16 protein-coding genes and 2 tRNA genes are annotated in these 17338 nt (G+C 38.9%); 9 read left to right on the top strand and 9 right to left on the bottom strand.

Going from position 1 to position 17338, the window contains the following annotated elements; all coding sequences use genetic code 11:
* Nucleotides 1-32: 32 nt before the first annotated feature.
* A complete protein-coding gene (locus ACG9ZL_RS00385; RefSeq protein WP_419327991.1) occupies nt 33-2405 on the bottom strand; it encodes a Tex family protein in 2373 nt (790 codons plus the stop codon).
* 108 nt (nt 2406-2513) lie between these two features.
* Nucleotides 2514-2933, bottom strand: a complete 420-nt coding sequence (locus ACG9ZL_RS00380) for a carboxypeptidase regulatory-like domain-containing protein (protein ID WP_336953666.1) — start codon at nt 2931-2933, stop codon at nt 2514-2516.
* 183 nt (nt 2934-3116) lie between these two features.
* Here ACG9ZL_RS00380 and ompR point away from each other — a divergent pair, with 183 nt between their 5' ends.
* The 3 genes from ompR (at nt 3117) to scpC (ending at nt 7423) form a co-directional block, all read left to right on the top strand.
* Nucleotides 3117-3881 (top strand): osmolarity response regulator transcription factor OmpR, encoded by a 765-nt coding sequence (gene ompR / locus ACG9ZL_RS00375; protein ID WP_004816610.1) that lies wholly within the window; start codon nt 3117-3119, stop codon nt 3879-3881.
* A gap of 355 nt (nt 3882-4236) precedes the next feature.
* Nucleotides 4237-5697, top strand: a complete 1461-nt coding sequence (locus ACG9ZL_RS00370) for an ATP-binding protein (RefSeq protein WP_336953665.1) — start codon at nt 4237-4239, stop codon at nt 5695-5697.
* 205 nt (nt 5698-5902) lie between these two features.
* Nucleotides 5903-7423, top strand: a complete 1521-nt coding sequence (scpC, locus tag ACG9ZL_RS00365; protein ID WP_336953664.1) for a succinyl-CoA:acetate CoA-transferase ScpC — start codon at nt 5903-5905, stop codon at nt 7421-7423.
* A 187-nt stretch (nt 7424-7610) separates the two neighbouring features.
* Here scpC and ACG9ZL_RS00360 read toward each other — a convergent pair whose 3' ends face one another.
* Entirely contained in the window at nt 7611-9257 is a 1647-nt protein-coding gene (locus ACG9ZL_RS00360; RefSeq protein ID WP_419327993.1) for a GMC family oxidoreductase, read from the bottom strand.
* 213 nt (nt 9258-9470) lie between these two features.
* Between ACG9ZL_RS00360 and ACG9ZL_RS00355 the strand changes: the two genes are divergently transcribed.
* Nucleotides 9471-9890 (top strand): GNAT family acetyltransferase, encoded by a 420-nt coding sequence (locus ACG9ZL_RS00355; protein WP_336953662.1) that lies wholly within the window; start codon nt 9471-9473, stop codon nt 9888-9890.
* Nucleotides 9891-9934: 44 nt separating this feature from the next.
* On the opposite strand, the gene ACG9ZL_RS00350 is transcribed toward ACG9ZL_RS00355, so the two are convergent.
* The 5 genes from ACG9ZL_RS00350 to ACG9ZL_RS00330 all read right to left on the bottom strand — a co-directional run bounded on the left by ACG9ZL_RS00350 (nt 9935) and on the right by ACG9ZL_RS00330 (nt 13242).
* A complete protein-coding gene (locus ACG9ZL_RS00350; RefSeq protein ID WP_419327994.1) occupies nt 9935-11206 on the bottom strand; it encodes an OmpP1/FadL family transporter in 1272 nt (423 codons plus the stop codon).
* An 85-nt stretch (nt 11207-11291) separates the two neighbouring features.
* Nucleotides 11292-12053 (bottom strand): class I SAM-dependent methyltransferase, encoded by a 762-nt coding sequence (locus ACG9ZL_RS00345; RefSeq protein ID WP_336953660.1) that lies wholly within the window; start codon nt 12051-12053, stop codon nt 11292-11294.
* A 199-nt stretch (nt 12054-12252) separates the two neighbouring features.
* Nucleotides 12253-12328: transfer RNA gene (locus ACG9ZL_RS00340), tRNA-Phe, on the bottom strand.
* 133 nt (nt 12329-12461) lie between these two features.
* Nucleotides 12462-12537 (bottom strand) — tRNA-Phe (locus tag ACG9ZL_RS00335).
* 327 nt (nt 12538-12864) lie between these two features.
* Nucleotides 12865-13242: a GNAT family N-acetyltransferase gene (locus tag ACG9ZL_RS00330; RefSeq protein ID WP_419358701.1), complete on the bottom strand. Its 378-nt coding sequence runs from the start codon at nt 13240-13242 to the stop codon at nt 12865-12867.
* A gap of 102 nt (nt 13243-13344) precedes the next feature.
* On the opposite strand from ACG9ZL_RS00330, the gene hisB reads away from it, so the two are divergent.
* The 3 genes from hisB to ACG9ZL_RS00315 all read left to right on the top strand — a co-directional run bounded on the left by hisB (nt 13345) and on the right by ACG9ZL_RS00315 (nt 15280).
* Nucleotides 13345-13938: an imidazoleglycerol-phosphate dehydratase HisB gene (hisB, locus tag ACG9ZL_RS00325; protein ID WP_004725347.1), complete on the top strand. Its 594-nt coding sequence runs from the start codon at nt 13345-13347 to the stop codon at nt 13936-13938.
* Nucleotides 13938-14555 (top strand): imidazole glycerol phosphate synthase subunit HisH, encoded by a 618-nt coding sequence (gene hisH, locus ACG9ZL_RS00320; protein ID WP_336953659.1) that lies wholly within the window; start codon nt 13938-13940, stop codon nt 14553-14555. The genes hisB and hisH overlap by 1 nt, the downstream gene beginning before the upstream one ends.
* A gap of 188 nt (nt 14556-14743) precedes the next feature.
* Nucleotides 14744-15280 carry a DUF805 domain-containing protein gene (locus tag ACG9ZL_RS00315; RefSeq protein WP_419327995.1) on the top strand — a complete coding sequence of 179 codons (537 nt, stop codon included), beginning with the start codon at nt 14744-14746 and terminating at the stop codon, nt 15278-15280.
* Nucleotides 15281-15321: 41 nt separating this feature from the next.
* Here the strand turns inward: ACG9ZL_RS00315 and ACG9ZL_RS00310 are convergent, their stop codons facing one another.
* Nucleotides 15322-15723 (bottom strand): transcriptional regulator, encoded by a 402-nt coding sequence (locus ACG9ZL_RS00310; protein WP_336953657.1) that lies wholly within the window; start codon nt 15721-15723, stop codon nt 15322-15324.
* 124 nt (nt 15724-15847) lie between these two features.
* Here ACG9ZL_RS00310 and ACG9ZL_RS00305 point away from each other — a divergent pair, with 124 nt between their 5' ends.
* Nucleotides 15848-16510: a 3'-5' exonuclease gene (locus ACG9ZL_RS00305; RefSeq protein ID WP_419358699.1), complete on the top strand. Its 663-nt coding sequence runs from the start codon at nt 15848-15850 to the stop codon at nt 16508-16510.
* A gap of 77 nt (nt 16511-16587) precedes the next feature.
* Nucleotides 16588-17319 carry a 1-(5-phosphoribosyl)-5-[(5-phosphoribosylamino)methylideneamino]imidazole-4-carboxamide isomerase gene (gene hisA, locus ACG9ZL_RS00300; protein ID WP_336953655.1) on the top strand — a complete coding sequence of 244 codons (732 nt, stop codon included), beginning with the start codon at nt 16588-16590 and terminating at the stop codon, nt 17317-17319.
* Nucleotides 17320-17338: the final 19 nt, after the last annotated feature.

Below are 17338 nucleotides of genomic sequence, written 5' to 3'. Positions count from 1 at the left end.
TAACGGCGGTTTCTTTATTGAGAAATTATAGCTTATTTAGACCCTTTAATCCCTGCTTGTAATAACAATGCACCTAAACCACCAATTTTGTTCTCTTGAGGTTTAGTTGCTTGTGGTTTCTTGTCATGACGTGGTGCTTTGTCTTTATTATCATGGTTTGGACGACCTTGCTGTGGACGTTTACCCTGAGGCTTACGCTCACCACGTTGGTCATTGTTATTGAACTCACGCTTTTGACGTGGTGCTTTAGCTGGTGCTTCTGAACCTTCTGGGCGCATCGATAAATTCACACGATTTCGCTCAGCATCTACAGTCAACACACGTACTTGTACGATTTGCCCTGGTTTCACAACTTTATGTGGATCAGAAACAAATTCATTGGCAAGCTCTGAAATATGTATTAGACCATCTTGATGCACACCAACATCGACGAATGCACCGAAGTTAGTCACATTGGTAATCACGCCCTCAAGCTGCATCCCTTCAGTCAATTGACTGACTTCAGTGATATCTTCACGGAATTTTGCTGTACGGAATTCTGGACGAGGGTCACGACCCGGTTTTTCCAACTCGCTTAACACATCTTGAATCGTCGGTAGACCAAATTTGTCGTCGGCAAAATCTTCTGCTTTCACTTGACGAATAATTTCAGTATTACCAATGATATCTTTCACTGTAGTCGCTTTTGCTTCAACAATCTTGTTGACCAAACCATACGATTCAGGGTGAACAGAGGAAGCATCTAGAGGTTCTGAGCCATCTTGAATACGTAAGAAACCCGCAGCTTGCTCAAACGTGCGCTCACCTAAACGTGGTACATTTTTCAATGCTTGACGATTATCAAAACGACCATTTTCTTTCCGGTAATCTACAATTTGCTGTGCAATGGCTTTATTTAAACCTGCGATATAGCCCAAGATTGCTGGAGAGGCCGTATTTACATCTACACCTACCGCATTCACACAATCTTCAACAACAGCATCCAGTGTTTTTGCCAAATTGGTTTGATTCACATCATGCTGATATTGACCTACACCGATAGATTTAGGGTCAATTTTAACCAGTTCAGCCAATGGATCTTGTAAACGGCGGGCAATTGAAACAGCACCACGAATCGCAACATCAAGCTCAGGCAGTTCAGCAGAAGCCAATTCTGATGCTGAATAAACAGATGCGCCCGCTTCACTTACTGAAACACGCGTTAATGTAAGATCCGCATTTGCAGCCATCATTTCTGCAACAACAGCTTCAGTTTCACGACTCGCAGTACCATTGCCAATCGCAATTAAATCGACATTAAATTCACGACAAAGACGTGCAAGTTCAGCAATCGAGCCAGCTTTATCTTCTTTTGGTGCAAATGGGTAAATCGTGCTATGTGCAAGCACATCACCTGAATCAGAAACAACCGCCAGTTTTACCCCTGTACGAATACCAGGGTCAACACCTAAAGTTGTACGTGAACCAGCAGGAGCAGAGAGCAATAAATGACGTAAGTTTTCTGCAAACACGTCCATTGCTTCTGATTCAGCTACAAGGCGTTTTTCAGTCAACAAAGAATGTTCAATCGTTGGGCGAATTTTACCTAACCAAAACAGTTTTGCGATTTGCTTTAAGAAATCTTGACGTGCTCGTGGTTGAACACTTTCAAGCGCGTATTCAGTTTCAATACGTGCAAGTGGTGCATGATCATCACCATCAACTTTAAGACCCAATACATTTTCTTGGCGGCCGCGTAGCATTGCCAATAAACGGTGTGAAGGAACTTTATTTAAATTTTCAGAGAAATCAAAGTAATCACGGAATTTCTTACCGACTTCTTTTTTCTCATCAGATGCCACCAAACTTTTTAACACTGCTGTTTTGGCAAATGTTGATTTAAGTTCTGTGGTTAATGAAATATTTTGTGCCCAGTCATCAATGATGATGTGTTGAATCGCGTCTAATTGACTTTCAACATCTGGGTATTCTTCATGGCTAAAACCAGCCAAAGCTTCAGTCGGATCAATTTGCTCTGCAATAATTTTCTCAGCAAACTCCCCTAATCCCGCTTCTCTAGCTTTAAATGATTTACTGGTACGTTTTGGACGATACGGTGCGTAAAGTTCTTCTAATGCATTTTTTGTTTCAGCGGCATTTACCCGAGCAAGTAAGTCATCAGAGAGCTTATTTTGTTCTTTTAATGATTCGATTACTTTTTCACGGCGTTCAAATAAATCACGTAGATAAACAAGGCGTGTATCAAGTTGGCGTAATTGGATGTCGTCTAAGCCTTGCGTTACTTCTTTACGGTAACGTGCAATAAATGGAACACTAGAGCCTTCATCTATCAGTTTAATGGCAGCTTCTACTTGGTTTGGACGTACGGCAAGTTCACTTGCCAACTGCTGAACTAAGTCAGTCATCGTGTTTAATTCCACAAGGATAAGGACTAAAAGTTAGTGATTATAAAGACCAAGACCATAAAATCCACAATTGTTTTGCAAATTAGCAGTGAAAAAAGTGATAAAAGATCATTTTTCTTGAGTTTTTACAGTGCAATCGTGTATTTCATCCTGCTTAGCTGTATTTAAATTGCTTTGTAAAATAATTTTTCCAACGTCCCACTGCGCACCTTTACGTTGCCCACCGCCATGTGAATTGAAATATTTTAAATAGCATTGCTGATAGCCCTGTTTATTGAGTCGTTCTTGCACCCATATCGGTGGCGCTTCCATATACATGATTTCTTTCAGTAAAAATGCAGAATAGCGCCGTTCTTTGAGTCGAAAGTTGCCTTGCATATCCGTTTGGGCTTCACCGACCTGGACTAGAGCAATTGGTTGGTCAAATTCGTCAATCACTTGTCCTAAGATTTCAGGTCTGGAAAGTCGGCTAATACATGCACTTAAAATAAAACATATTGCCAAAATACATAAAACTTTCATTTGCATATGGTATATCTTTTTATTTATAAACATAGAATCATCTCAATTCGTTATAGATGTTGTTTTTTGGTTTCAAAACAGCCTGAAAATTGTATTTTTGAGCAATTTGATACATAGTCTTAACAAGAGCTTAGGCAGTATACTGAGATTGACGAATATTTATAATTTACAACATTAAGGGAGTACATCATGAGTTTGGTTGTACCTGCTGAAAATACAGATATCGTACAAAACGAAACTGACCGTGTCGAACGCATTTTAGTGGTCGATGATGATGTGCGTTTACGTACCCTTTTACAGCGTTTCCTTGAAGATAAAGGCTTTGTGGTAAAAACGGCCCACGACGCAACGCAGATGGATCGCCTATTACAACGTGAGTTATTCTCACTCATCGTTTTAGACTTTATGCTTCCTGTAGAAGATGGTTTAAGTATTTGTAGACGTTTACGCTCATCAAATATAGATACACCTGTCATCATGCTCACTGCACGAGGCAGTGACTCTGACCGTATTGCTGGTTTAGAAGCTGGTGCGGATGATTATTTGCCAAAACCATTTAATCCAAATGAGTTATTAGCACGTATTCGTGCTGTACTGCGTCGTCAGGTTCGTGAAGTGCCAGGTGCGCCAAGTCAAAATGTAGAAGTTGTATCTTTCGGGCCTTGGTCTCTAGATTTATCAACACGCACCCTGACACGTGAAGGGCAAGTGGTCACATTAACCACAGGTGAGTTTGCAGTCTTAAAAGCATTAGTCCAGCATCCACGTGAACCATTGACACGTGACAAGTTAATGAACCTAGCACGTGGTCGTGAATGGGGTGCTATGGAGCGTTCAATCGATGTTCAAGTGTCTCGCTTACGTCGTTTGATTGAAGAAAACCCTGCACGTGCACGTTATATTCAAACAGTTTGGGGCGTAGGTTATGTGTTCGTTCCAGATGGTGCCGAATAATAGATTTTGATTCGATAGAATGAATCTAGCTTGAAAAATACTGGTCACATGCTCGGTTTTAAATGTGCCAGTATTTTTTTATCCATTTTTATAGAATTACAGCCGTGATAGCTTTTCCATAGACCTGAGCTTTACTTATGACTTGGCTAATGTTTTATTGTTTGGATATCCTGCAAAAAGATATGTGATCTCAACATAGTAATAATCCTTATCGTATTAAGTATAAATATCAAATATTTATATTGACTAACAAGTTAAACCAAGACAGCCTAACACTTATAATATTGCTATAAATCTACCATCCTTTAAACTGAAATCAATAGATTAAGAATATCGCACAGATTGGAATGCTCCTGTGAAATTAGAACCCATAGATCCACAAGAATTTACCGACTTTGTTACCTACAAAGAACGGAAACGTACACATTGGGAACGCTTCCTCGATAAAGTCAAACCTCGCTCGGCAGCCATGCGGACCACCGTATTGGTCGTATTTGTAGTGTTCTTTAGCCTGTTTATGTCATTATGGTTTTTCTGGAAAACGCTTTATTTACCTGAAATTCAGCAACATGCACGTTTTTTAGCAGTTGAACTTGAAATGGTTAACAATCCACGTTTGCAGATTTATCATGACGAAATACAACTTGATATTGACGAGTGGTTAAAGCAACGGGTAGGTGTAGAATATGTTACTGATCCCAAAGAATATCCAAATGTAAAAGATAAAATTATTGCCGATTTTTTTACCAATCGTATTGAGAACCAGCTTGCAGAAGAATTAAAAATCAAAGACGTGACGGTTTATTTCCAGTTTAAACCCAGTCCACGTATTTGGGTTCAAACACCTGAAATGAATGGCAATTGGGTGCGTGAACCTCTGAATACTTATGCCAACTATAGCCCTGAACTGATTTTAGGTTGGTTACTCGGTATTCCACTGATTGCCGCAGTGATCATCTTAACATTGGTAAGGCAGCTCAATCGTCCATTGCGTCGTTTACAACATGCAGCAAATAACTACAGTAAAACAGGAAAAGCGCCTTATTTAGAAACCAATCATGGTCCTCAAGAAATTCGTGAGGTGAACCAAGCCTTTAACCATATGGTCTATACACTGGAACAAACTGAACGTGATCGTCAAATCATGTTGGCAGGTATCTCTCATGATTTAAGAACACCGCTGACACGGATCCGTTTAAGCGCAGAAATGATGTCTGATGATGACTTTTTAAAAGAAGGTTTGATTTATGATGTCGATGATATGGATGCCATTTTAAGCCAGTTTATTTCATATATGCGTGATGGCTCAGATGAAGAGCTTCAAGACACCAATATCAATGCTTTGCTACAAGAACTGATCATTCAGTTTAAACCTTTAGATATTCAGTTCACGCCGCAAGAACTACCTGTCATTACTGCTCGCTCACTGTCGTTAAAACGTTTGATTGGTAATCTCATCAACAATTCAAAACGCTATGGTGCAGAACCAATTGAACTCAGTGCTTTTGTAGAAGATGAGCATATTAAAATCTGTGTAGCAGACAATGGGGAAGGAATTCCCGAAGACCAAATTGAAGGGCTTATGCAACCTTTTGTGCGTGGTGATGCTGCACGTACGGTGCAAGGGAGTGGTTTAGGTTTGGCCATTGTCAAACGAATTGTCGATATTCATCAAGGTGAACTGTTGATTTCCAACCGTCCTGAAGGCGGGCTACAAGCCATCATTTCACTACCAACGTCAATAAAAGTTGAGGAAGAACCGATACCTACAAATCCAATTCAAAAAATCAAACAAAGTTTGAGTGATCACTTTTAGTGATTGCTCAATAAACCAACACTTAACTTTGTTTATTTAACAAACAGCTATCATTATTTTATTAATAAATAATAACTTAAAAACCATCACCAAAATTTATACCTGCATTTATTGAAAAAATTAGACCTTAGCATTAGAGGCATGCACAATTCAGTTTGAGGGCGGTACAATCCGTCTAGTTTTGAACAAGAATTGAGCGTAAACCATGTCTTTAGATCGTATTCGTTTAGCATCTCTCCATGACAAAGTCATGAGCGCAGAACAAGCTGCAACTTTTATCCAAGATGGGATGACTGTGGGGATGAGTGGATTTACTCGTGCAGGTGAAGCAAAAGCTGTACCTTTAGCGCTGGTAAAACAAGCCAAAGTGAATCCGTTGAAGATTACTTTAATCACAGGTGCAAGTTTAGGTAATGACCTAGACAAACAATTAACTGAAGCTGGTGTCCTTGCGCGTCGTTTACCATTCCAAGTCGATAACACTTTACGTAAAGCCATCAATAATGGTGAAGTGATGTTCATTGATCAACATTTGTCTGAAACTGTTGAGCAAATGCGTAACCTTCAGTTGAAAAAACCTGATGTTGCGGTGATTGAAGCGATTGCGATTACTGAAGATGGTGGCATCATTCCAACAACATCTGTGGGTAATTCTGCAAGCTTTGCAATTTTCGCTGAAAAAGTGATTGTTGAAATCAACACCAACTTAAGCCCTGCTTTTGAAGGCTTACATGATATTTACATCCCAACCTATCGCCCAACACGTCAAGCTATTCCATTGACGCATGTTGAGCAACGTATTGGTACACCTGCAATCAATATTGATCCTGCAAAAATCGTGGGTATCGTGATTAATAGCGAATATCATGACTCTCCATCAACTGTAACACTACCAGATGACGAAACTCAGGGTATTGCGAACCACTTAATCGCATTCTTCGAAAAAGAAGTTGAAGAAGGCCGCTTACCTTCGAATCTTGGTCCTTTACAAGCAGGCATCGGTTCAATCGCCAATGCTGTATTGACAGGTCTTAAAGATTCTAACTTTGAAGATTTAGTGATGTATTCAGAAGTACTTCAAGACTGTACTTTCGAGTTGATTGATGCGGGTAAAATGAAGTTTGCTTCAGGTTCTTCAATTACTCTTTCTGCTAAATATGGTGAAAAAGTATTTAACAACCTTGAACAGTACAAAGACAAATTGGTTCTCCGTCCACAAGAAATTTCAAACCATCCTGAATTGGTTCGTCGCTTAGGCATCATTGGTATCAATACCGCGCTTGAGTTCGATATTTATGGCAACGTAAATTCGACACATGTTTGCGGTACCAAGATGATGAATGGTATTGGGGGTTCTGGTGATTTCGCACGTAATGCACATTTAGCAATCTTCGTGACCAAATCGATTGCAAAAGGTGGCGACATCTCTTCTGTTGTCCCATTTGCTTCACATATCGACCATGCTGAGCATGATGTAGATATTCTTGTGACTGAGCAAGGTCTTGCTGACTTACGTGGATTAGCACCCCGTGAACGTGCTCGTGCAGTCATCAACAACTGTGCTCACCCAATGTATCGTGATGCATTGAATGATTACTTTGATCGTGCATGTGAAAAGGGTGGTCAAACACCTCATATTCTTCGTGAAGCACTTTCTTGGCACTATAACTTTGAAGAAACAGGCCATATGCTTGCTTCTGTAGATCAAGCTAAAAAATCTGCATAAGATTTTAAACCTGATGTAAAAATAAAAACGCCCTGAATGAGGGGCGTTTTTTATTGAGCTATTTTTGCTTGAATGCTCATTTCCCCATTTTTAAATTCACGCTATATCTACTGTTCTATAAAAAGTATCGTTAAGTTGATTTGAAATTTCAATAATGAGTTCTCTTCATTTTTAAATATCTAAAGACTTAAATTGCGACACGCACTTTGTCTTTCTTTTGAATAAACGCCACACTGGCTTGATCCTGATTAATCATCTCAACCGCTTTCTCTGCAATCATAATTGCAGGGGCATTGGTATTGCCATTCACCACTTTTGGCATGATTGACGCATCGACCACACGCAAGTTTTGAATACCATAAACTCGCAAACGTGGATCAACCACAGCCATCTCATCCACTCCCATTTTACAACTTCCTACAGGGTGATAAACGGTATCTGAGCGATCTCTTAAAACTTGTCGAATCTCCTCATCTGTTTTTACAGTGGCTGTAAATAAATCTTCTTTAATCATGCTTTTAAAAGCATCAGATTGCATTAATTTCTGAGTGAGTTTAAAGCCTTTGACCATTTCCTCTAAATCAGACTCTTCCCCATAGAAATTAGGGTCAATCAATAAAGGATCATCGATACTTGGTCCACTCATCTTAATGGAACCACGACTGACTGGATTGAGCAGGCAGACATGACAGGAAATACCATGTCCTGTATGCATTGTTCGTGCATGATTATCCACGAGCGCAATGACGAAATGTAACTGTAAATTCGGTAGGCTTTGTTCGTTTGAACTTTTAATAAATCCGCCACATTCAGCAAAATTCGTAGTCATCAAACCACGGCGTTCTTTACGGTAACGCCCAATTTGTTTAAATAGATCAATCGAACCTGGCAAGGATAATCCAAATGTCCCTTGAATTTCACTGACTTTATAACCAAAAATAAAATCGGGATGATCATGAAAATTTTTACCCACACCAGGTAAATGCTGTTTCACTGCAATTCCATGTTCAGCAAGTTCTTGTTGGTCACCAATACCTGAGAGCATCAGAATCTGTGGCGACTGCATCGCTCCCGCACTCAATAACACTTCTCGACGTGCAAAAATTTGTTTGAGCTGCCCACTCTGCTTATATTCCACCCCCACAGCCACCCCATTTTCAATCAAAATCCGCTGAGTCTGTGCATGGGTTTCGACCGTTAAATTTTTACGATCTCGATGTGGAAACAAATAAGCCCGCGCGGAGCTGCACCGCTCCCCATTGATATGGGTCACTTGATAAACCCCTAAACCTTCCTGCTCTTCACCATTGAAGTCATCCAGAATTCGATAACCTTGTTCTTTAGCGGCTGCGATATATTTTTGCTGTAATGGGTTATCACTGCGTAAATCAATAACTGAAAGTGGGCCAGCATTACCATGATATTTGTTTTTAATTCTTTGGTTATTTTCAGATTTAATAAAATAAGGCAAGACCTCATCATATGACCAACCAGTATTGCCTAAGGCTGCCCAATCGTCATAATCTTGTCGATGTCCACGGATATACACCATGGCATTAATTGCCGATGAGCCACCCAAGCATTTTCCACGAGGCTGGTAGCCTTTACGACCATTTAAGCCCTTTTGCGGTACAGTTTCAAAGGCCCAGTTATTGATCTTGGTTGGAATACTAATCACCGCTGCACAAGGAACTTCTACTTTCCAGCCCTCTCCAGCCCCTCCTGCTTCAAGTAGACAAACAGAAACTTGCGGGTTTTCTGATAAACGCCCAGCCAACACACAGCCCGAGCTTCCGCCACCGATAATAATATAATCAAATTCCTGTTTATTCACGTGAAGTTCCTTTTTTGTTTTAAATTATGCCTCCATTATTATGCACACTTTCAATCAATAAAAAATCACTATTCTCAGCCTATAACGTTTTTATAAGTTAACAAACTCAGCAAAAAGTATTTACGCATTGTCTAAAAAATAAACTTATCAACTGCGGTTTTTTATATTAATCTGCTGTAAAGATTGTTTTAAAAAACAAGAGATAAAAATTCTATGTTTATTATCAGACAGTTTCAGGAAACCGATTTAGACGAAGTCATCGCACTGTGGGAAGTCTGCGATTTAACCCGTCCTTGGAACAACCCAGAAATTGATATCTTCCGTAAAGTCGCACAAAAAGACGGATTGTTTCTATTGGCGGTCAAAGATGAACAATTGATCGCTACGGTTATGGGGGGGTATGATGGGCATCGGGGCTGGGTCAACTATCTTGCCGTGCACCCTCATGATCAACGTAATGGTGTTGCGACCGCACTGATACAACAACTTGAAAAGCGCTTAGTTGCATTAGGCTGCCCAAAACTGCAACTCCTGATCCGCAAAGATAACATTGATGTACAAAGCTTTTATGAGCAACTTGGCTATGAAGAAATTGAAGTCGTGTGTTTAGGTAAACGCCTTATCCCAGATTAAAATAAGCCCAATAGAATTAATCTCATAGTTATTTACAAAAAATTTTAGAATTTATAGCCATATGATAGACCTAGAATATCCTGACTCATTTTGAGTTTCGCTTCACCACTACCAAACGCAGGGGAAATTTTTCCTTTTACCTCATCTTCTAAAGCACGTGTATAGGCAATATTGATTTCTTGATGTTGATCGAAATTCCAAGTTGCACCTACGCTGAGGTGGTCTTGAATCACCCCTGGAGCAAGAATATTTAAAAAGACTTCACTGTCTGGAATCGGTTGATCATTATGACTATAACCGGCTCTTAGTGTGAGCTTTGGATGTGCTTGATAAGACACACCCAGTTTATAGATATTGATATCGTTCCAGCCAAATCCAGGCCCTTGTAGTGTACCAAAAGCATGACCTTGTTGTAATTGTGCAAGATCAAAAGGATTTCCTACCGATTTCACATCCGAATAGTTAATCCGTTGCACATCCGCAGCTACTGTTAATAAAGGTGTGATTTTGACAGCTACACCAACACCATAACTTTCAGGAACATCAAAGTCACCTCGTTCAGCAAATAACCCACGATATCGATCAAAGCGATCTGCATTAATTTTTGAAGAATAATTTGCACCAAAAGTTAAGCGTTGATCAAAGAATTTTCCAGCCCAACCAATACGTGCACCAAAGCCAGTCGCAGAATCCTTACCACGATTGCTTAAATTTAAACTATCGGCTGAAAATGCGCTAAACCCACCAATTCCCTGCGCTTCAAAACGTTGATAGAGAATATTGGTTGCAATTCCAATAGATTGATTTTCTGAATATTTCCAAGCAACTGCTGGAGTAATGAAAACCTGTGTTAAATCCACTCCTGCTGTTCCAGTGTTGCCAAATGCTGCAAATGGATTATTTTTATACCCCGTATTCATTCCGCCATTCCCATATATTGCTAAACCTAAAGCTACTTGGTGACTAATTTGGTGATTGAAGGCAAGCTCTGGTAGTACAAAATATTTGCGTCCATTGCCGTCGTATGTACCATTGGCATTAGGATAATCTTGTGGTATTTGATTAGCCACAAACTCAGCTGAACGATCAGGTGAAAACACAGTTGCACCAACATCAATACGATCACCAACCCAGCTTAACCCTGCTGGGTTATTAGCAATCGTTAATGCATCTTGAAATTGAGCAATGGAAGTTCCTGCATTGCCTTGGGCCTTTACCCCATAGCCATGCATAAAATAACCTGTCGTTGCAAAAGATGTAGAGCTGAATACCGATACCCATACAGTAAGGGATAATATTTTAACAGGAGTTTTCATCAATTATCTTACTTTTAAATAATATATAAGTAAGTATATTGTTAGCAATATTTGTTGTAATCAAAGATAAAATGCGATCCTTATTTTATTTGTGCATAAAGCATTTTTTCTTTGATTTTTTAATTTTGCCCACTCTTAAAAAAACCGGGAATGTGATGGTCAAATCTGCAAGCTCGTTGGTTAATGCTTCAGCTAAATCAAGTAATGGATGATCCTGATTTCTTTCGCAATAGTGTTTAATTGCAGACCAAGTGGATAAGTACTTTAATAATTGCGCAGACGACCACTGGTACTGCATCTTAAACTCAGCAACATTTATTTCTTCAAAAGGAAATGGAATGGTTTTATATTCTTCATCGATATAACGGCGCTCTGTATCCCAATAGCCTTCTAGTTTTTCAGTATATAAGTTTTGAATCATTGTATTGATGGCTGAATTTTCGACATGAATTAAGCCGTAACCGATCACCGCAAGAATACCTTGGGGTTTTAGTGTGCGTTCAACTTCTTTATAAAATTCTACAAAATCAAACCAATGAATGGCCTGAGCAACAGAAATCAAATCAAAACTCTGTGCTATAAATGAGGTTTTTTCGGCAGATTGGACTTGATAGCTCACATTATCAAAATAAGGTGCAAGACTTAATTGTTTTTCGCTCATATCTGTTGCAACAATATGATCGAAATAAGGGCTGAGCAGTTGAGTAAATTGGCCTGAACCTGCACCACAATCCCAAGCAAAACCACGTTCTGGAACATGATTTAAAATTTCCTGAACCACTTCAGGAGGATAACTCGGTCGGGCTTGCTGATAAAGCTGGCTACCTGATGAAAATAAATCTTTCATTGTTCTTATAACAATCTATTTCACTTACCTAAAATTTATCTTACGACATTTATAAGTCATGACAAGATATTTTGTAAGACAATGGCTTCAATTTACAACTTCTCAGTGACATTTTTTAATGATGAGAATCAATTTTTGAATTCCCAAAAAGTAAACAGGCAATAAAAAACCTCAAACAAGGTTTGAGGTTTTTCAAATATGGTGGCGAGACCCAGGATCGAACTGGGGACACACGGATTTTCAATCCGTTGCTCTACCTACTGAGCTATCACGCCGATGCGGTGTATTAAGCCGTATCTCAGTTCAATAGTCAATAAAAATCATGACTTTTTTATTCAACCGAATATTTTTCATCCAAAAAAAATCCCTGATGGGATCAGGGATTGAAATCTCAAAGATTTTTAAATATGGTGGCGAGACCCAGGGTCGAACTGGGGACACACGGATTTTCAATCCGTTGCTCTACCTACTGAGCTATCACGCCGATGGGGCGTATTAAACAATTTAATGGTTTAGCCGTCAAGCATTGAAATCACAAAAATCATTCAATAGTTTATTTTTACAACAAAAACCACTCATTCACACTGAATAAGGTTGTTTTCCATACACTTTTAAGTGATGGGGTGCCAATTTCTGCATTTTCTATTTAGAGACCAAGGTATTCATCCAAAATTTAATTTGTCTAAAGTGTTTCTCTGAAAACTAGAATATTCTGCTTCAAGATTAGCCCAAACTTATTTTTCCTAAAATATCCAAATAAAAAAAGCAACCTAATCAGGTTGCTTCAATTGATTAAAGACTCTTGATCATCTTAGATTTTGCCTAAGTGAGCTAAACAACGGTGGATTGCTCCACAGCCCGGTTCAAAATTTTTAACGCCCTTTTCTTCCTCGATCCGACAAACTTCTTCGACTAAACGTTCTGCAACGCCTCGTCCTCGGTTAGCAGGATGCACCACAATATTTTCTAGAGTCCGACTTTCACCTTGCCCTGTACACCATAATGCACCAATAATCTTTGTATTAAATTCTGCGACATAAAGTAAGGTATAATGAGCAAAGTTTTGCTCAAGTTGTTCTATGGCATCATGACCATCCCCAAATTCAGGACTGGTGTCATATAATCGCTCAAGCTGATCGCGAACTTCTTCATTTTCGAGTGAAGTTTTAGCATGTACGGTAATAGGCATTGATTAACCCTCCTGAGCAATCTAATATGCTGTGACTTTCGTCACAGCGAAATATCTTTACATCAAACTTTTAATTTTTGACGTTTTTTGAGGAACGTGTCTATGGCGCAACGTATCAGTGAAGTGGTAAGAAACACCAACGAAACTAAAATTCGAGTTCGTGTGAATCTTGATGGTACTGGTCAAGGCACGCTCAATACAGGTGTTCCCTTTTTAGACCATATGGTTGATCAAATCAAGCGTCATGGTTTATTTGACATCGATATTCATTGTGATGGTGACTTAGAAATCGATGATCACCATACTGTAGAAGACTGTGGAATCACACTAGGCCAAGCATTTGCGCAAGCACTAGGTGATAAAAAAGGCTTAAAACGTTATGGTCACTTCTATGCGCCGCTTGATGAAGCTTTAAGCCGTGTCGTAGTGGATTTATCAGGTCGTCCGGGCTTATGGATGGATATCCCTTTTACACGTGCTCGTATCGGCAGCTTTGATGTGGATTTATTTTCCGAGTTTTTTCAGGGCTTTGTAAATCACGCTTTAATGACTTTGCATATTGACAATTTAAAAGGCAAAAATAGCCATCATCAAATTGAAAGTGTGTTCAAAGCATTTGCACGTGCACTTCGTATGGCATGTGAAGTTGATCCTCGTGCAGAAAATACTGTTGCATCGACCAAAGGAACCTTGTAATGACCCGTATTGCCCTTCTTGACTATGGCATGGGAAATCTTCATTCAGCAGCCAAAGCACTCGAACATGTTGGCGCAACTGTAGATGTCACAAATGATCCAAAATTAATCGCTCAAGCAGATAAAATCGTATTTCCTGGTGTAGGTGCAATGCGTGATTGTATGCAGGGTATGCATGAAGCTGGTATTGATGAAGTTGTACGCCATGCGGCGTTTAATAAACCTGTACTTGCGATTTGTGTCGGTATGCAAGCTTTGCTTGAATCATCAGAGGAAAATGCAGGTACTCCAGCACTGGGGATTTTTGATGGAGTTGTAAAACATTTCCCAGATATGAAAGACTTAAAAGTCCCACATATGGGATGGAACCAAGTTCATCAAATAGATCCGAATCATCCTATGTGGAAAGATATTAATCAAGATACCCGTTTCTACTTTGTACATAGCTATTATGTCGAACCACAAGAGCAGTCTCTTGTTGCTGCAACATGTGATTATGGTTTGCAGTTCTGCACAGCCATTCATAAAGAAAATTTGTTTGCGACACAATTCCATCCAGAAAAGAGCCATACAGCAGGTTTGCAGTTACTGAAAAACTTTGTGGAATGGAAAATCTAATTCATTCGTCAGTTTCATCCTGATTTATATCTCTAAAAATCAAGCCAATTGCAGTTGGCTTGATTTTTTATTCTATTAAGACTTTATTTTTTATCCTCTGTTTATTATGATTCATTCAAATTGAATAAAAATCCAACAATTCATTTTAAAAACTGATTTAAACCTTAATTCATTCTAGGAAAACAAAAATGCCCTCTAATTTTCAAACCCATGATTCAGCTCTAAGCGCCGGTGGCCGTTTCGGCAGATTATCTTATTTAGGATGGAATATGCTATTGGGTCTATCTATGTGCGTAGTGGGTATTATCGCTGCATTATTCATCCCTGCTTTAAGTAATTCACCTTCTATGGCACTCTTATTTATATTAGGTGCAGTTGCGATTATTATCTACATTGCTCTGATTTACTTCAGTTTTATTTTTATAATCCGCCGCTTACATGACAAAAATCAAAGTGGATGGCTATCTCTTCTCATGTTTATACCTTTGGTTAACTTATTCTTTTTTATTTATTTAAGTTGTGCAAAAGGAGATACAGGGGCAAATAACTATGGCGCACCTCGTATTACTCAGGGTTGGGAAAAAGTACTCGGCTGGATTTATATTGTAGTATTACCAATCAGTATTCTAATTCTTGCAATTACAGCAATTCCAGCATATCAAAGTTATATAGAGCAAGCACAACAACTACAACAATATCAACAGCAAATTAATCAATCTGAATAAAGCATCTGGAATAACCACCCTATGTTTATAAGGTGGTTATTTTACTCTTTGGTGACAAAACCACCTTCCAACGGTTCAACACTAATTTTAATATCCGCCTTTAAATTTAAAGCTGCGTACCGGTCTTTAATTTCATTGATCAATTGTTCCATTGTGACATGACTTAAATCCAATTCAGACTCAGCATAAGCTTTAGTTACAAGATCAGCTTTATCTTGGTGTTTAGACTCCATATTCCAACGTTCAGTCATTCCGACTAAACGGGCCAATTCAATTAGACTTTGCGCACTCGAGGGTGTGGAGTTCTGCAACCATTTGGTCATGGTCCCTTTAGAAGTTTCGAGTACGTTAACAATATCACTGGCTTTTATATTTTTATCCTGAATCAATTGTTTTAAACGCTTTGCACCTTCGATAAAAAGATCATCATCTTTTTCAACCATACACTTTATTCCTGTGTTTTCGACCCATAAAACTATCATCTTTTATTCAAAGTTTGTTATAACACAATATGATTAATATTTTTAATGCTTAAACCGGTCGACTAAAATTTGTGAGCTTAAATTTGTGAATATTCAAACTCAGCAACTTCCAAGTAAAGAGCAAATTCAGAGCTTTCCCCGTTTTCAAAATTTACTTTTGAATAAAATTATGGTGATCAATGACTTGCAACAATGCCACGCGATTGCAGAAGAATTAAAAACGGCGCGCCTTTTTGGTTTCGATACCGAGTCTAAACCTACATTTAATAAAGGTGAAATACAAACAGGTCCACACCTTATTCAACTCGCGACTTTTGAAAAAGCCTATTTATTTCAAGTTTCACCTGATGTTCTTCATTTTTTAACCCCTTTTTTTGAAAATCCTGATCAAATTAAAGTCGGTTTTGGCTTAAAAAATGATGCACATCTATTTCGTAAAAAAGGCATACAACTCAACAGTGTTATCGAACTTTCAAAATGCTTTTCGAGTTTTGGTTTCAACAATCCTTTGGGGATTAAAAATGCGATGGCATTGTTATTCAAGGTCAACTTCCCTAAAAGTAAATCAATTAGCACTTCAAATTGGTCACGTAAAATCCTCACAACACCTCAAATTGAATATGCGGCAGCCGATGCTTATGCTGCTATATTAATTTTCAAAGCCTTACTGGATTTAGGCTTAATACCTGACACGATCGCGTATACTCAGCTTAAATTGAGCATTCAGCCCAATAAAAGCCTAAACTGACACTTAGAAATTGATCAAGTTTTTGCTAATATGAAGATCAATAAATTCTTAATTGAGATTAAGCAAGGAGCGAAAGCATGCTGATCATCCCGGCAATTGATCTGAAAGATGGTAAATGTGTTCGTTTAAAACAAGGTCGTATGGAAGACGATACCGTATTTTCTGATGATCCTGTCGCAACAGCACAGCATTGGGTGAATGAAGGCGCTCGTCGTTTACATTTGGTTGATTTGAATGGGGCTTTTGCGGGAACACCAATTCATAAACCAGTAGTTGAGGCAATTGCTAGAGCACAACCTGAACTTCCTATTCAAATTGGTGGTGGTATTCGCTCTTTGGAAACAATTGAACATTACCTAGATGCAGGTGTTTCTTTTGTAATCATTGGAACTAAAGCAGTTCAAAATCCTGAATTTGTTGAAGAAGCATGCAATAAGTTTGCAGGACACATAATCGTTGGTATTGATGCAATAAATGGTATGGTTGCAACAGATGGTTGGGCAAATGTCACAGATGTAAAAGCCACTGATCTTGCAAAACGTTTTGCAGATGCTGGGGTTTCGAGCATTGTTTATACCGATATCGCGCGTGATGGTATGATGCAAGGCGTAAATGTTGAACAGACTGTAAATCTTGCGCAATACTCAGGTCTTCCAGTGATCGCGTCAGGCGGTGTAACCAATCTAGACGATGTACGTAATTTAAAAGGGAAACCAGGTATTTTAGGTGCGATCACAGGTCGTGCAATTTACGAAGGCACACTCAACCTACGTGAAGCTCAATTGTTATTGGATGAACAAGGGTTTTAATGTCCAAATCAAGATCTGA

Source organism: Acinetobacter legionensis (assembly GCF_048551735.1).
Taxonomy (GTDB): Bacteria; Pseudomonadota; Gammaproteobacteria; order Pseudomonadales; family Moraxellaceae; genus Acinetobacter.
This window is presented reverse-complemented; position numbering and strand designations above follow the sequence as displayed.

Coding starts and splice junctions, on each gene's coding strand:
- ACG9ZL_RS00385 (WP_419327991.1), bottom strand. CDS start 2,405: ATGACTGACTTAGTTCAGCAGTTGGCAAGTGAACTTGCCGTACGTCCA.
- ACG9ZL_RS00380 (WP_336953666.1), bottom strand. CDS start 2,933: ATGCAAATGAAAGTTTTATGTATTTTGGCAATATGTTTTATTTTAAGT.
- ompR (WP_004816610.1), top strand. CDS start 3,117: ATGAGTTTGGTTGTACCTGCTGAAAATACAGATATCGTACAAAACGAA.
- scpC (WP_336953664.1), top strand. CDS start 5,903: ATGTCTTTAGATCGTATTCGTTTAGCATCTCTCCATGACAAAGTCATG.
- ACG9ZL_RS00355 (WP_336953662.1), top strand. CDS start 9,471: ATGTTTATTATCAGACAGTTTCAGGAAACCGATTTAGACGAAGTCATC.
- ACG9ZL_RS00350 (WP_419327994.1), bottom strand. CDS start 11,206: ATGAAAACTCCTGTTAAAATATTATCCCTTACTGTATGGGTATCGGTA.
- ACG9ZL_RS00345 (WP_336953660.1), bottom strand. CDS start 12,053: ATGAAAGATTTATTTTCATCAGGTAGCCAGCTTTATCAGCAAGCCCGA.
- ACG9ZL_RS00330 (WP_419358701.1), bottom strand. CDS start 13,242: ATGCCTATTACCGTACATGCTAAAACTTCACTCGAAAATGAAGAAGTT.
- hisB (WP_004725347.1), top strand. CDS start 13,345: ATGGCGCAACGTATCAGTGAAGTGGTAAGAAACACCAACGAAACTAAA.
- hisH (WP_336953659.1), top strand. CDS start 13,938: ATGACCCGTATTGCCCTTCTTGACTATGGCATGGGAAATCTTCATTCA.
- ACG9ZL_RS00315 (WP_419327995.1), top strand. CDS start 14,744: ATGCCCTCTAATTTTCAAACCCATGATTCAGCTCTAAGCGCCGGTGGC.
- ACG9ZL_RS00310 (WP_336953657.1), bottom strand. CDS start 15,723: ATGGTTGAAAAAGATGATGATCTTTTTATCGAAGGTGCAAAGCGTTTA.
- hisA (WP_336953655.1), top strand. CDS start 16,588: ATGCTGATCATCCCGGCAATTGATCTGAAAGATGGTAAATGTGTTCGT.